Source organism: Paraburkholderia diazotrophica (genome assembly GCF_900108945.1).
Lineage (GTDB): Bacteria > Pseudomonadota > Gammaproteobacteria > Burkholderiales > Burkholderiaceae > Paraburkholderia > Paraburkholderia diazotrophica.
The window spans coordinates 1-13690 of sequence record NZ_FNYE01000061.1 but is presented as its reverse complement, the minus strand read 5'-3'; the positions used below and the strand labels follow the sequence as shown (position 1 = coordinate 13690).

At 60.9% G+C, this 13690-nt stretch carries 14 protein-coding genes and 2 pseudogenes; 6 read left to right on the top strand and 10 right to left on the bottom strand.

Features of this window, described 5'->3' with window-relative positions; translation table 11 throughout:
• Positions 1-689: 689 nt before the first annotated feature.
• Positions 690-1859 carry a porin gene (locus tag BMW76_RS37780; RefSeq protein WP_407669080.1) on the bottom strand — a complete coding sequence of 390 codons (1170 nt, stop codon included), beginning with the start codon at positions 1857-1859 and terminating at the stop codon, positions 690-692.
• A gap of 901 nt (positions 1860-2760) precedes the next feature.
• Here BMW76_RS37780 and BMW76_RS37775 point away from each other — a divergent pair.
• Together BMW76_RS37775 and BMW76_RS40800 are read left to right on the top strand one after the other, a co-directional pair.
• Positions 2761-3513: a hypothetical protein gene (locus BMW76_RS37775; RefSeq protein WP_090873850.1), complete on the top strand. Its 753-nt coding sequence runs from the start codon at positions 2761-2763 to the stop codon at positions 3511-3513.
• Positions 3514-3852: 339 nt separating this feature from the next.
• Entirely contained in the window at positions 3853-4191 is a 339-nt protein-coding gene (locus BMW76_RS40800; protein WP_143062431.1) for a hypothetical protein, read from the top strand.
• Positions 4192-4296: 105 nt separating this feature from the next.
• On the opposite strand, the pseudogene BMW76_RS41710 reads toward BMW76_RS40800, so the two are convergent.
• A pseudogene (locus tag BMW76_RS41710) lies at positions 4297-5234 on the bottom strand (cupin domain-containing protein).
• A 126-nt stretch (positions 5235-5360) separates the two neighbouring features.
• Here BMW76_RS41710 and BMW76_RS37765 point away from each other — a divergent pair.
• Together BMW76_RS37765 and BMW76_RS37760 are read left to right on the top strand one after the other, a co-directional pair.
• Positions 5361-5900, top strand: coding sequence for a carboxymuconolactone decarboxylase family protein (locus tag BMW76_RS37765; RefSeq protein WP_090873849.1), 540 nt, complete (start codon positions 5361-5363; stop codon positions 5898-5900).
• Between the two features lie 100 nt (positions 5901-6000).
• Positions 6001-6519: a DUF417 family protein gene (locus BMW76_RS37760; RefSeq protein WP_245763558.1), complete on the top strand. Its 519-nt coding sequence runs from the start codon at positions 6001-6003 to the stop codon at positions 6517-6519.
• 27 nt (positions 6520-6546) lie between these two features.
• On the opposite strand, the gene BMW76_RS42935 is transcribed toward BMW76_RS37760, so the two are convergent.
• The 3 genes from BMW76_RS42935 to BMW76_RS37750 all read right to left on the bottom strand — a co-directional run bounded on the left by BMW76_RS42935 (position 6547) and on the right by BMW76_RS37750 (position 8527).
• Entirely contained in the window at positions 6547-7014 is a 468-nt protein-coding gene (locus BMW76_RS42935; RefSeq protein WP_407669081.1) for an SDR family NAD(P)-dependent oxidoreductase, read from the bottom strand.
• Positions 6933-7307, bottom strand: a complete 375-nt coding sequence (locus tag BMW76_RS42930; protein ID WP_407669079.1) for an SDR family NAD(P)-dependent oxidoreductase — start codon at positions 7305-7307, stop codon at positions 6933-6935. The genes BMW76_RS42935 and BMW76_RS42930 overlap by 82 nt, the downstream gene beginning before the upstream one ends.
• A 104-nt stretch (positions 7308-7411) precedes the next feature.
• The gene (locus tag BMW76_RS37750; protein WP_090873847.1) at positions 7412-8527 is read right to left on the bottom strand and encodes an alkene reductase; all 1116 of its coding nucleotides are present in this window, start codon (positions 8525-8527) and stop codon (positions 7412-7414) included.
• A 239-nt stretch (positions 8528-8766) separates the two neighbouring features.
• On the opposite strand from BMW76_RS37750, the gene BMW76_RS37745 reads away from it, so the two are divergent.
• Both BMW76_RS37745 and BMW76_RS37740 read left to right on the top strand, forming a co-directional pair.
• Entirely contained in the window at positions 8767-9120 is a 354-nt protein-coding gene (locus BMW76_RS37745; RefSeq protein WP_143062428.1) for an NHL repeat-containing protein, read from the top strand.
• Between the two features lie 60 nt (positions 9121-9180).
• Complete coding sequence (locus BMW76_RS37740; RefSeq protein ID WP_090873845.1) at positions 9181-10098, top strand: LysR family transcriptional regulator; 918 nt, start codon at positions 9181-9183, stop codon at positions 10096-10098.
• Positions 10099-10169: 71 nt separating this feature from the next.
• Here BMW76_RS37740 and BMW76_RS37735 read toward each other — a convergent pair whose 3' ends face one another.
• The 5 genes and pseudogenes from BMW76_RS37735 to BMW76_RS37715 all read right to left on the bottom strand — a co-directional run.
• Positions 10170-10886, bottom strand: a complete 717-nt coding sequence (locus tag BMW76_RS37735; protein WP_090873844.1) for an SDR family oxidoreductase — start codon at positions 10884-10886, stop codon at positions 10170-10172.
• A gap of 60 nt (positions 10887-10946) precedes the next feature.
• The gene (locus BMW76_RS37730) at positions 10947-11615 is read right to left on the bottom strand and encodes a peroxiredoxin-like family protein (protein ID WP_090873843.1); all 669 of its coding nucleotides are present in this window, start codon (positions 11613-11615) and stop codon (positions 10947-10949) included.
• Between the two features lie 204 nt (positions 11616-11819).
• Complete coding sequence (locus tag BMW76_RS37725; protein WP_090873842.1) at positions 11820-12173, bottom strand: hypothetical protein; 354 nt, start codon at positions 12171-12173, stop codon at positions 11820-11822.
• A 67-nt stretch (positions 12174-12240) separates the two neighbouring features.
• Positions 12241-12945 (bottom strand): annotated as a pseudogene (locus BMW76_RS37720) (glutathione S-transferase N-terminal domain-containing protein).
• Positions 12946-13290: 345 nt separating this feature from the next.
• A partial coding sequence (locus BMW76_RS37715) for a GGDEF domain-containing protein (protein ID WP_143062427.1) occupies positions 13291-13690 on the bottom strand: 400 nt, incomplete at its 5' end.

Sequence of the window (13690 nt, the reverse complement as noted above, 5' to 3'; positions counted from 1 at the left end):
TGTCTCCGGCCACGCCGCACATGGGTATAACCGCATGCTTGCTACTGGGCCACGCCGGTTCTTCAGAATATGCTGCCGCGTAAGGGTTTATCGACGCGCGGGCGGACTGATGCTGAACAGCTATAACGCGCCGATTGGTAGGGACAAGTCGTTCGGAACTGTGGACTATGACGCCACAGCACTTGCAATACTGAGTATCCCTGCGTGCAGCGGCGCGCCTATGGCGATGCACGCACTCTTCGCGTTCCAGATGATCCGGTAGTGGCTCGCGACAGGGTGCGCTCGCGACGTTGCGGCGTATTGCACGAGCCGGCGTGGGTCCCCGCGCCTTCGTCGGGTTGCGATCGTCGCGATCATGCCGGCGGCGCATCGGTGGAAAACGGCGCCGACGCGTGAAAGGGCGCAGGCTGGCACGACGCATCGATGGTCACGAAAGGCGAAAGAGGACGGCGCATGGCAGTGAGATGATTAAAATGTACGGTGCCCGCTGCGCGTGTGCTTCGTGGACTGCGCCGCGAAGCAGAGCTATTAATGAGTAGATCGGTCCAATATGACGCCGTGGTTATACGCGTTGTCCGATTCATGCGCGACACGAAAAAATCCCGCCGGCCGTATGTACCCGGCGTCGACGGGAAAAGTGCCGCGTGCCTTGGCGGCGCGGCTCCAGGAGATGCGGCGGACAATGCTCGTCAGAACCGATGCCGCAAACCGATGCGGCCGACGGCCTGATAGCGATTCGATGACGGCGAAACTCCCGCGATATTCGCGACTGCGCCATGTCCGCTCGAGTCGCGCCCGTTCGCAACCTGATAGTCGAGTGCCGCATAGAGATCGGTGCGCAACGTCAGCGTGTAATTGACGCCCGTGCTGAACTGGCTGTAGTTGGCGCCGCCGACCGTATCGGAGACATGGCTGCCATGCAGATAATCGAAAGCGACGCCTGCGAGCAGCTTCGGCGTGACGTGATATTGCAGGCTCGCCTCGACGTTGTTGAAGATCGCCGAACTGTTGCCGAGCGCGGCAATGCCCGCGAAGCGCACGTTCGACCAGTTCGCGCCGAGAATCGCATCGCCGAGCGCATACGTCACCCCTGCGCCAATCACGTGATATGCGTTCGCGCTCGCATAGCCGCTGACCACGGGCGTGCCCGTCAGTCCGTTCGCCGTCGCCGTGTCGGACGGATTGCTGCCGAAAAGCGACGTGGCCGGATTACGCGCCTGCAGATACGCGACGCCCGCCGTCAGCGGACCGTTGTGATAGCCGCTGCCCACGGAGAAAATCTGATTCCGCGCAACGGAGCCCGCGACGCCACCGAGGCTGTACACGCCGCCGAATGTGAAGCCGCCGTAGTCGTTGCTCGTGTACTTGACCGCATTGTTGGTGCGCCGGCTGTTGTTGAAGTTATCGATATCGACGGGATGCGCGCCATGCGCGGTGCCGACATTCGAATCACCGAATTCCAGCTTGCCGACGTAATCGACCACGCTGTCGTACTGGCGGCCGAGCGTGAGCGTGCCGAACGGTCTGCTCTTGATGCCGACGAACGCCTGGCGGCCGAACTCCGCACCGCCCTGGCCGAGCCGTCCATTGTTGAGCTCGAAGCCGTTTTCCAGCTGGAATAGCGCGGTCAGTCCGCCGCCGAGATCCTCGCGGCCTTTCAGGCCCCAGCGTGAGCTGTTGAGGCCGTTGGTAGCGTCGAGTCTGTATTGCCGCGCGCCCGGCGAGCCCGCCGTGGTCGGCGCATTGCTGATGGCCTCGAAGCCTTCGTCGATCAAACCGTACAAGGTCACGCCTGACTGCGCGTGGGCCGCCGTTGCAATCGGCATTGTGACGGCGCAGGCTATGAGCATTCGTTTCACGGATGTGTTCTCCTCAAGTTTTGACTGTGTTCGTGTATGAATGGGCGTGTGCGCGCATCCGCGTCGTGACCTGTACAACGACGCATGATTGAAAGCGATCACAAGAGGTAGATCGGCGCACACGGCGTAATCGTTACGAACCGCGCTGCAACGCTGCGCGGTTATCCGTGTTGCGCGATGTCGGTGGATTTTGGGCGCTATCCGGTGATGCGTGCTCCGACGCACCGCTCGACAGGGTGCCTTCGATTTTCGTGCGTTTTTCCGGTTAGTCGTGGCTTAGCCTGGCGCGGCTCTGCCTTGCGATCCTTATAGATTGTCTGTTTAATCGTTGGCCCGATGACTACCGGTTCGAAACAGTGTCCTTCGATTCAATGATCAGGATCCGCGAGTCCAGGCTCGGTGACTGGCGGTCGAAGCCGGCAGATCATTCGCGATACCTGGAAGAATTCGTCGCGCGTACCGAGCCACCGGGAAATTGAACGTCCCGCGCAGATTGGTGCCCTCCAGGTGGGTAGACGCGATTCGCCTTAACTGTTGAGATTCCAGTGGCTGGCCCGTGGCAATTTCCTCGAGCGCGCGTTGCATGTGTTCCCCAAGCCATCTGGATATTTCGCGAGAAGTGTCAGTGCAGCGTCCCAGACGTCCGCGATGAGTTCGAGTCTGACATCTCGATCAGCAATCCTGATAGATTGCGGGCAGCATCATCGTGCCTGCCGGGGGCATGAATTCGACGGTCACGAAGATGGGACAGGGGAGGGCACCATGATGGATCGCCCACGCCGGCTGACATCCTGCTTAGGCTCACTGAGCTACCAGGCATGGTAGTGCGCTTCTGTCACAATAGTGTTTGCCGTTTCGCTGACGTGCCGCTGGCAACGCACCACAACTGACCTTCCCGCCAATGCGCATTTTCGGAATAAGCCTTTACGTCATCATCGCCCTGTTCTTTGCGGTGCATGCCGTTCGCACCCAGCAGAACATGTACTGGCTGCTGATCCTGTTTCTTTTCCCCGGCCTTGGCAGTTTGGTCTACTTCTTTGTCATTTACTTGCCCGCCCTGCGCCAGTCTCGTGGGGCAAGGGCTGCAACGAGGGCCGTCTCGCAGCTTATCGATCCCAACCGGGCGGTGCGCGAGGCGCGCACGGATTTCGATCGCGCGCCGACCGTCGCACATCGCATGCGGCTGGGTGCAGCGCTGCTCGACGCAGGAAATGCCGCCGAAGCACTGCAGCATTACCAAGCGGCGGCCAGTGGGCCGTTCTCATCCGATCCCGCCTTGCTGCAAGGACTAGCCCGTGCGCAATTTGCCAACGGCAATGCTGCGGCCACGCAAGAAACGCTGGAAAAACTGTTCGCCGTCCATCCGCTCGCTCGCCAGCAACCCGAACCTGCCTTGCTGTATGCACGGGCCTTGGCCGCGATTGGTGCGCCCGGCACGCGCGCTGCGTTCGAAATGGCGCTCGCCAGCGCAAGCGACGCTGCGCCCCGTTGCCTGTACGCCGATTGGCTAACGGCGCAATCCGACGATGCGGACCGCCAGCGTGCACGCGAACTTTACGCCGAGATCGTGCACGATACCCGGCATTGGCCTCGCCACGCCCGCGAATATAACAGCGAGTGGCTGCAACGGGCCCAAGCCGCCCTAAGCCGTTAATCCCCCGGCGCCCGCGGCAGAATGGCAGACCTTGGCTTCGGCGTCAGTCGAAGAGCGGCTGGATGTGCCGGCACCGCGCTATGAGAACCTTACGAACTCGCACAGGCCGACGGTACGGCGCCTTGCACGCGAAGGAACGTCACGTCTGCAACAGGGCGTGCGCGCCAGATCTCGTCGTCACACGCGTCCGCTCATAAGCGGCTGACGGCGACATGTGCCAACACGTTCAGGTATTGATCTCCGTGTATTTCCTGCTGCACGGTTACGGATTTTCTGTTCGCGGCAAGGCATGGCGATTGCACGAAGGCACTGGAATGGCAGTAACCGGGGGCTCTAGCAATGAAACTCAACAGTAACTACATCGTAATGACGATGACCGTATTCGTCGTCATTTCCTGGCAAGCCGCGCCCGCGAAAGCAGATGGAGCAGCCGCACATCATGGAACTCCGACTGGACAGCAGATGCAGATTGCGCAGGCCGGAGGCGGTCTAACCAATCCTCACAACGTCCAACAAAAAGAGAGCGGCCAGGGAACCAGTCCACAGGGCGGTCAGGGCGCGGCGACGCAGGTGGGGACACCTCCAGCCCAACTCCAAAGCGAAGAAAACGCGCGGCGCCGCGCTGAAGAAGCAAGCGCGGCGAGCAGCACATCAAACCTGCAAAAGCCCGGGAAATAAGTAATTCAACGTGTCGACGTTACTGCCGCTCTCCTCGCTCGTGCGCGCGCCCGCCGAACAGATCGCGCACGGATCGTCCCCCGAGCTTGCGCGCTTGCGTCAGCGTCAGCGTATCGCCAGGGAACAGGTAACGACGCGCGGGATATGCATTACTTGTGTGAAGGCCCGGCGAAACGCAGCGATGGATTGATACCCGACGAGTTCAGCCACGGCTTCCGTTCCGACCGAGGGAATCCTGAGTGCGTTGGCTGCAATGCTCATTCTGATGTCCGCCAGCAGACCAGTAGCAGACCGCCCGAGCACCGTTTCGAAGTGCCGCATGAACGTAGTGCGCGACATGTTGTCAAGTTGCGCGAGCATCGGCAGCGTCCACTGCTTCGCTGACTCTTGCAACATGGCCGACATGGCACGAAATAGGCGCGAATGGCCAGCCAATGCGAGCAGGCCGGTAGGGGCCTGCAGGGACTCGCTTGCAACGCGTCAGCATTAACGTGAATAGCGCTGACAAAAGCGCATTCAGCATCGCGAATCCCCCAAGCTTCGATTCCAGAGATTCGAGCTCATCAGACGAACGAGGCCTGTCAGCTCGTCAATAGCGGAGGCGGCGTTGGCATCGGCGCCTGATTCTTTCGAGCGAACGGCAGCGTTCAAGGCAGATATTGGCCGATGAGCCGATCATGGGCCGCTCGGATATTGAAGCGGCCGCAAAGCATATCGAGCTGTTCGCCCGAGCCGGAATTCTCGCTGATCACAAAGTTTGCCGCCTCTCTGACATGTGCCGTCGACGCCGCCGCCTCGCTGCCGTCGTGCAGCACGTGTGCCGAGCCATGCGACAACAAGACGATATCGCCGGGCCCGAGTTACTGAGAAGACACATCGCCGTGACTTTCGAGTGTCGCCGTTCCATTTAGCACGACGTGAAAGGGAATCTCGCGTTCTGCTGACTGTCCGTATGCGATGCCCCACGGTGCGCCATACGCGCAGCGAATTTCGATTTCGCCCGTCGCGGTGATGATTTTGAGCAACTGGCTAAGCCAATCCATGTTTTCTCCCGGCTCTGGCTCGATTGATACTTTTGAGCATGTTATTGGCCTTCATGAGTCTCTACAAGATCATATGGCGAACCTAAAGTGACGACTCCACTTCACCTTTGCATGAGGAGTCTCACGATGAGCCGCATCTCCATTTCCGATACCAGGTCCGCAACGGGCGCTACCGCCGAAGTCTATGCACAGGTCAAGAAAGTCACGGGCGGATCCATCCCCAATCTGTTTGCCGTGCTCGGCCATCTCGCGCCCGCGTCGTTGTCCGCTGTCCTCAATGCCGAAGGCGCGTTGGCCGCGAGCAGTCTCAGCAAGCAGGATCTGGAAACGATCAAGGTGCTGGTCAGCGAGCTGACGGGCTGCGACTACTGCGTTGCTGCGCACGTGATGCTCGGGAAGAAGGCCGGTCTGAGCGCGGACACGATCAACCGCATCCGGGCGGGCGAGTTGACGGGCGATACGAAGCGCGATGCCCTCGTCGCCTTTGTTCGCAAGCTGCAATTGACGAGCGGCACGCTCTCGCAGGCCGATTTCGACGCAATCCGCGCAGCGCAATACACGGAGACGCAATTGGCGGACATCTCGCTGGCGATCGCGCTGACCATCTTCACCAACACGTTCAACCGTATCAACGACACCACTGTCGATTTTCCGCCGGTGAAGTAACGCGCAAGCCGGGGCCGGCGTGAACGCTCGCCCCGATACACCGATCGAGATGAAAACGCGACGCCCGTCTGATTCCGTCGCGATAACACAGGAGCGAACTATGTCCATGCGATTCCGGGTGGCCGAGCACGGCACGAACAATCACCATCTAGCCCTCCTTCGATGGTCGATGGTGGCGATTTTCATATGGTTCGGCATTCAGAAATTTACGCCTTATGCCGCGGAATCAATTGCGCCGCTGATTTCGCACAGCCCGTTCATCAGCTGGTTGAATGTGTTCGGCGTGATCGGCGAAGCGAGAATCATCGGGACGATCGAACTGCTCACCGCGGCCATGCTGACTGCAGGATCGGTGGTTGCCATCGCGTCGGCGATAGGGGCCGCTATGGCGGCGCTGACGTTTGCGCTGACGACGTCGTTCGTCTTCAGCACGCCAGGCATTACGCTGACCAGTGCGACTGGCTTTCCTATCGTGTCGACGCTCGTCGAGCAGTTCCTCCTCAAGGACGTCGCGTTGCTGGCAGCCTGTTTGACGTTGCTTGTCGCGTCGGTCCGACGACACCCCACCGTTGATGACAATGTCGCGATGTCGGTGGCGTGGGGAGATAGCGAGCGATGATACGTCGCTCGCAACGCGGGCGCGGCTTCAAAGATCGTTCAGACCTGTGCAAGGCCGCCGTCCACAAACAGATCGATGCCCGCGACGAAGCTGCTGTCCCTCGGATGCGAGAAACAGTACGGCGGACGCGATTTCCTCAGGGCGGCCGATGCGTCCCAATAGGGTTGCGACAGCGAACCTGGCGCGCAGTTCGTCCGCTTGCACAGCGATGGAGACCTGGCTGAAGATGATCGGCGTATCGATGGCGCCCGGACTGATCGCATTGGCGCGAATGCCACGGTCCTTGAGTTCGACGGTCCATGTCCGCGCGAGCGAACGAATGGCCGCCTTTGCCGCGCTATAGGTGTCATGCGCTTGCAGACCTTTGACCCCAGCGATCGAGCTGGTCAGGATGATGGTGCCTGCGTGAGCCATCAGTGGCAACGCCTTCTGCACGGTGAAATGAGTCCGCGCATGTTGAACATTGATCGTCGCTCCGTAGTGCTCGGGCGTGATCTCGTCGAGCCTTCGGTGTTCGATCGAGCCTGAATTGGCAAAAAACGTCGATGCTGTCGCGTTCCCCCCCTTGCAACGGAATACAGGCGATCGAGGTCTTCGAGCTTCGTCACGTCCGCTTGCACGGCCGACTCATTGCGGCCAATCTGCTGCACCGCGTTGTCGAGTTCCGCTTGTCGCCTGCCGACGATAAACACATACGCGACTTCGTCGACAAATCGTTGTGCAGTGACAAGGCCGATGCCGCTGCTGCCGCCCGTGATGACGGCTGTTCTGTCTGCAAGTCGACTCATGATGTCGTTCTTCGTTTCTGGAATTCCGCGCCACTTCGCGCATCGTTGAAGCTGGCCGAAACGGCTGTCCCGTCCGTTTCGGCCTTTACCTCGAAGGACTTCGACTATGCGGCATCGATCTGCGAATAGAAGGCGTAGTCGGTATAGCCACGCGCATCGCCGCCATAGAACATCGAGCGGTCGTAGTGAGCGAGTGGCTTGCCCGTGCGCAGACGCTCTGGTAAATCGGGGTTAGAGATGAACATGCGCCCGAACGCAACCAGGTCCGCATCGCCGTCGACAACGATCTGTTCGGCGCTTTGCCCTGTAAAGCCGCCCGCGGCGATGAGCGTGCCCTTGTAGATGCGGCGCATGTCTTTCGACGTAACGTCGGATGCGCTCGTTTCCTGCTCGACGATCCCGCGAATGCGCGGCTCGATCACGTGCAGATAGGCGAGGTCATAGCTGTTCAGCCGCTCGGCCACATAGCCGAAAGTGGCATGCGGATCACTGTCGGACATCGTGCCGTACGTGCCGCTGGGCGACAGGCGGAGGGCGACGCGGCCGGGCCCCCACACCGCGACGACAGCCTCCAGCGTATCGAACAGAAACCGCGCACGGTTTTCGATCGAACCGCCGTATGCGTCGGTGCGATGGTTCGTGCCATCCAGCAGGAATTGCTCGAAGAGATAGCCATTTGCGCCATGAAGTTCGACACCGTCGAAGCCTGCTTCTTTCGCGAGCACAGCACTGCGACGGAACTGTTCGACGATGCGCGGAATTTCGGCGAGTTCGAGCGCGCGTGGCACGACGAGTTCGGCTTCTGTGATGTTGCCGCTCTCGTCGCGAATGGCCGCATGTTCGAGCGAGCGTAGGGCTGACGGCGCCACGGGAGTGGTCCCGCCCGTGTTGGCCGGATGTGCCTGGCGTCCCGCGTGCCACATCTGCAGGAAGACTCGCGCGCCCTTCGCATGCGCGGCATCGATCACGCGTTTCCAGCCCTCGACCTGAGCATCGGTGTAGATGCCAGGCGCGCCGACGTATGCGATGCCGAGTGGCGATACGGCCGTCGCATCGGTAATCAGCAGGCCGCCTTTGGACGCGCGTTGCGAGTAGTACTCGACCATGAGATCACCGGGGACGTTGCCTTCCTCGGTGCGCATCCGGGTGAGCGGCGCGAGTACCACGCGGTGATTGAGTTCAAAAGGGCCGACGCTGGTGCGGCTAAACAGCTTGTTCATTCGTTCATCCTCGGTTTGAGCGTCAAAGATGGGCGAATCATGGGTGCGAGAGTGCGCAGGCAGAAGGGGCCTGGCGGCGATAAGTGTCATTCCACACGGGCATGCCGCATGCCCCTGCGGCCAATGCAGTTGCAGTACATGTGGCGAACTCGATCGATGTGCCTGAACCGCCATGCTTGCGCGGAATGGCACTTATGCCGGCGACCTGCTATGGCGAGTTCCAATTGACGTCGAGCAGCATGCTGATCTACGACCGGTTTGCGATCGACGACGCAATGAGCCCGCTGGATCTCGCTATCGCGCCAGAGGGCAATGTACTGGTGTCCAGTGAGTTTCCGTTCGGCTCGCCCGTAGCCGCTGCAGCTGTTGGAGAATACGACGCACGCAGCGGCATGTTGGTACGTGTATTCTCTGCACCATCCGGCGTGCCGTTTCGCCGCCCGCGCGGATTGCGGTTCGGGCCCGACGGCCATCTCTATTGCACGGCTCAGGGTGGCGTGATCGCATTCGACTACGAACGCGGGCGCTGCCTCGGTATGATGGTCGATTGTCCACGGCTGAACGGACAGGCGATCGAATTCTTCGGCGACTGAACCTTCCTGCGCCTGGCCGCCGCGAAATAACGACCTCGACCAGAACGGGAGAAGCGCAGTATGGATCGATTGGCTGCAATGGAAATCTTCATCAGCGTTGCCGAGGCGGGTTCGTTCTCGGCCGCGGCGAAGCGGATGAACGTCGGCCAGCCGGCCATTTCCAAATCGGTTGCGCAACTCGAAGAGCGGCTGGGTGCGCGGCTCATCCTGCGTTCGACGCGCGGTCTGACGATGACGGACGCTGGCCAGCGGTTCTACGAGCATGCGAAGCTTGCGATCATGGAGGCCGACGAAGCCGAACAGGTCGTCCGTCACGCGTCCGACAGCCTGTCGGGCAAGCTGCGCGTGAGCGCAGCCGTGACGTTCGCGTGTCTTCACGTGCTGCCTTCACTGAACACGTTCCTGAGCAGGCATCCGAAGCTGGAAATCGACCTGGTGCTCGATGATCGCAACATCGATCTTCTGGAGGAGGGCATGGATGTCGCCTTGCGGATGGGCTCGCTGGCGGATTCCGCCATGACGGCGCGGCGCATTGGACGAAGCCCGCGGTCGGTCGTCGGCACACCCGACTATTTCTCGCGGTCAGGCGTGCCGATGACGCCCGCTGACCTGAGCCATCATCAGGCGATCGTTTATTCGCAGCGTGGCGGCGGCGAGACATGGACGTTCACCCAGAACGGCAGCAACATGGATGTGACGGTCTCCGGACGCGTCCGCGTGAGCGCAGCCGAAGGCATGCGAAAAGCGGTGCTCGGCGGAATGGGGCTTGCCGTCGCTTCGCGCTGGATGTTTTCTCCCGAGCTGGCGTTGGGCGAGGTGCAGGCCGTGTTGACCGACTGGACCTTGCCACCCGTCGACCTGTGGGCGGTCTTTCCTTCGGGACGTCTGGTGACGGCGAGGGCCCGCGCATTCGTTGCATTCGTCGAGGAGGCGCTCGCTCAATCAGCCGGCGGGCAATCCGGCACGTCGAGCGCTTGAGCGCGAGCGCTCGCGTCGTTTTCGGCTCGCTGCGGCTTTGCTTCACTCGGGCCGGCCGAAGCGGTCGTCGATCAAAACGGGGCTTTGCCGATGGACGCGCCTCCGTCCACGTACAGCGTTTGACCCGTGATGAAGCCTGCATCCTCCGAGAGCAGGAACGAGATCGCTGCCGCGATTTCGTCGGGCTGCGCAAAGCGTCCCATGGGGACTGCGGCGAGGTAGCGTCGTTCGCCCTCGCTGCCCGGCGCGTTGTTAGCGCGAAACAGTTCTGTTTCGGTCGGGCCCGGCGCTACGGCGTTCACCGTAATGCCACTATCGGCGAGTTCCAGGGCCCACGATCGCGCGAAGCTCACGAGCGCAGCCTTCGCGGCTGCGTAGGCCGTTCGCTGAACGATGCCAAGGACGGTCAGGCTGGAGACGTTGACGACCCGTCCCCAGCGACGTTCGCGCATACCGGGCAGCAGCGCCTGGACGGTCTGCAGGGCCGGATGGAGATTGAGCGACAAGACATCGTCAAGGTCGTCGAGACTGACGTTGCCGATGTACTGGGGGCGGACGAGGCCGACGTTGTTGACGACGCCGTCTATCGCATGCCGGCGCGTCAGATCATCGAGCGCGGCCGCTGTCGCTTCGCGATCTGCGAGGTTCACCCGCACGAGTTCGCCGGGGAAGTCGGCGTGCTCGCGTGCGAGACCAATCACCTGATGGCCGGTTCGCGAGAGACGCTCGGAGAGCGCTCGCCCGATACCCTTGGTCGCGCCCGTGATCAGGAACCTGCGTGCAGCCATGTTGATTCTCCGAAAGTCACGAAAGGGCGCGCCGCGCGAGGCGGCGCGGCGAGCGACGCGTCAGATGTCGCGCGTCTTTTCGAGGACCGGGAGCATTTCCGACGGATCGGGGCGATGCGTGTAATCCGGATTGACTTCGGCGTACAGTACGACACCATTCTGGCCGATGACGTATCGCGCGGGCATCGGCAGCGTCCAGCTCGCGTCGCCGTTAAACGCCGGCAGATCGTTCTTGAGGTTTTTGTACAACTCGATCAGATAGTCGGGCAAATTGAAGCGCAGGCCGAACGCCGCTGCCGTGTCGTTCCTGACATCGCTCAGCACCGGAAAGCCCAGTTCATTCGTGCGCACGGACTTGCGGCTGTTGACGGCTGTCTGCGGCGAAATGGCCACGACGCTCGCGCCGAGCGCCTTGAGCTGCGGCAGGACTTCGTTAATGGCCTGGAGTTCGAGATTGCAGTATGGACACCAGACGCCGCGGTAGAACGTGACGATGAGCGGTCCCTTCGCAAGCAGTTCTTCCGATGACACTTCGTTGCCGTCCTGATCGTTGAGGCGGAATTGCGGCGCGCGCTCTCCTGCGTTGATGGCGCGGGCCGCCTGTCCGCTCGCGATCAGTTCGGCCGTCGCGCGTTCCATGATCGGATGGATTTCGGGCGGCGCGTTGTACGGCGGTTTGCCCGCCTTGAAATCGGCCTTGAATGCGTCGAGCTTGTCCTGAAGCGACATGATGAGTCTCCCGTTCGTTACTCAGAGGTATTGGCTAAGGTCGGCGAGCCGTGCGCTCGTCCTGGGTCTCATCATCGGAGAACGGGCGTCGCGCCGGTAGGTAGCTCGGGCGAATAACACCCATTCTTCGAAGGCATGGGCGCATGAGGTTCTGCCAATATCAGGAGCGTGATCCACCGGCATATCAGCGTTTTGTGAACGCGCTCAGACCGGCTTAAGGCTGCCGTGCCTGCCCAAAACATCGAGCGGCGACAAAGCGAGGGACGTCTTCAAAGCGGCATGCCGTCCGACTGCGATCGGCAGCCGGTGGTCATGTATGAAGAGCGCGATCAGGACCGGTTCGATCCATCCGGCGCGGTAGAGATGACGCAGGACCAGCATTACCGACTTATGCGTGTCCGCGCCCAAAATGCCGGCCACATGATTGCCAGGGTGCGGGAAGAGGAACACGAGAATGATCGCGGCTGACGCCACGCCATGCATCACTCGCACCGGCGCCAGGCGGCGCACAGCGGGTGAATGCTTATCGACGGCCGGGTTCGTCAGCAAGGCCAGCATGGCGGCGCAGAGCACTGCGGCCCATACACCGAGCCACACTCTGGAGTCTTTCTCTATCTGATGAAAATTAACGGCGCAGACGCAAGCCTGGAATATCGATAGCCTTTACAACGGCTGGACGCTCAAGGAACGCGTTGAATGCGCGCATGACATGCGGAAAGTCGGTGATGCCGACGAGATCGCTCGCCTCGTAAAAACCCACCAGATTACGCACCCACGGGAAGGTGGCCATGTCGGCGATCGTGTACGCGTCCCCCATGATCCAGGAGCGCCCGGCGAGGCGCCCGTTGAGCAAGCGGCGCGATTCGGCGACATAGCGATCGCGCGGTCGCTTGTCCTCGTAGTCCTATCCGGCGAACTTGTTGAAGAATCCGATCTGACCGAACATCGGGCCGATGCCGCCGATCTGGAACATCAGCCATTGGATCGTTTCGTAGCGGTCTGCCGCGTCTTTCGGAATGAACTGCCCGCTCTTGTCCGCCAGATAAAGCAGAATTGCGCCCGATTCGAACAGGGCGAGCGGCCTGCCATCCGGGCCTGCCGGATCGAGAATCGCGGGAATCTTGTTGTTGGGGTTGAGCGAGAGAAAGTCGGGTGACATCTGGTCATTAGTATCGAAGCGGACCACATGTGGTTCGTACGGTAGCCCGGTTTGCTCGAGCATGACCGAAATTTTGACGCCGTTCGGCGTCGGCAGTGAATAGAGCTGGATGTGTTCGGGGTGCTGTGCGCGCCATTTGCGCGTGATCGGGAAGGCGGAAAGATCGTTCATGGGTGGACTCCCTCGAAAGAGCAGTGGCGCGGCGACAATAACCGCCATGCGGCACGGCCTCATCGTGGACGGCGTCACCGCACATCATGGGCCCTCTGGAAGGGTGCCGATATGGGCTCGATCCGGCGCGTATCGATTTTCAGATGCACTCAGATGGCAGGCCTCGCAAACGGAAGATCGCCAGTAATTTCGTTGCTCGTGAGAAGCCAATACAAGACGGCCTTCATTTTTACGTGACCGGGATGCTGTGCACCGCGTTGAAATTCAGCATCCACGTCGTCATGTAGTCCGAAATGATTGTGTCTCCCATGCAATGCATGCGTTCGCTCGTTCATGTAAACGCCCTTATACGGCTGCAACGCGGTTGCGGCCATGGCGTTTTGCGTGGTAGAGCCGCTGGTCGGCGGATCTGAGAAGGTCATCGATCGTGTTGCCGTCCCTGCCGTACTGCGAGATGCCGATACTGACCGTGATGGAAACGTTGCGCCCGATGTCACTGGCGAACGTGGTGCTGGCAATCGCGGTCCGGATACGCTCGCCGATCGCGAGGGCAGTATCCAGCGACGTGCGGGACAGCAGCACCATGAATTCTTCACCACCAACACGCGCGACATTGTCATAAGGCCGGATCGCGTCGAGACATGCCTGTACGAAGCCCTTGAGGACCGTGTCGCCAACCTGGTGCCCGTAAGCGTCGTTGACCCACTTGAAATTGTCGAGGTCAAGCGCCAGTAGCGAGAATGGT

Coding starts and splice junctions, on each gene's coding strand:
- BMW76_RS37775 (WP_090873850.1), top strand. CDS start 2,761: ATGCGCATTTTCGGAATAAGCCTTTACGTCATCATCGCCCTGTTCTTT.
- BMW76_RS42930 (WP_407669079.1), bottom strand. CDS start 7,307: ATGAGTCGACTTGCAGACAGAACAGCCGTCATCACGGGCGGCAGCAGC.
- BMW76_RS37745 (WP_143062428.1), top strand. CDS start 8,767: ATGCTGATCTACGACCGGTTTGCGATCGACGACGCAATGAGCCCGCTG.
- BMW76_RS37765 (WP_090873849.1), top strand. CDS start 5,361: ATGAGCCGCATCTCCATTTCCGATACCAGGTCCGCAACGGGCGCTACC.
- BMW76_RS37730 (WP_090873843.1), bottom strand. CDS start 11,615: ATGTCGCTTCAGGACAAGCTCGACGCATTCAAGGCCGATTTCAAGGCG.
- BMW76_RS37735 (WP_090873844.1), bottom strand. CDS start 10,886: ATGGCTGCACGCAGGTTCCTGATCACGGGCGCGACCAAGGGTATCGGG.
- BMW76_RS37750 (WP_090873847.1), bottom strand. CDS start 8,527: ATGAACAAGCTGTTTAGCCGCACCAGCGTCGGCCCTTTTGAACTCAAT.
- BMW76_RS37740 (WP_090873845.1), top strand. CDS start 9,181: ATGGATCGATTGGCTGCAATGGAAATCTTCATCAGCGTTGCCGAGGCG.
- BMW76_RS40800 (WP_143062431.1), top strand. CDS start 3,853: ATGAAACTCAACAGTAACTACATCGTAATGACGATGACCGTATTCGTC.
- BMW76_RS37725 (WP_090873842.1), bottom strand. CDS start 12,173: ATGCTGGCCTTGCTGACGAACCCGGCCGTCGATAAGCATTCACCCGCT.
- BMW76_RS37760 (WP_245763558.1), top strand. CDS start 6,001: ATGTCCATGCGATTCCGGGTGGCCGAGCACGGCACGAACAATCACCAT.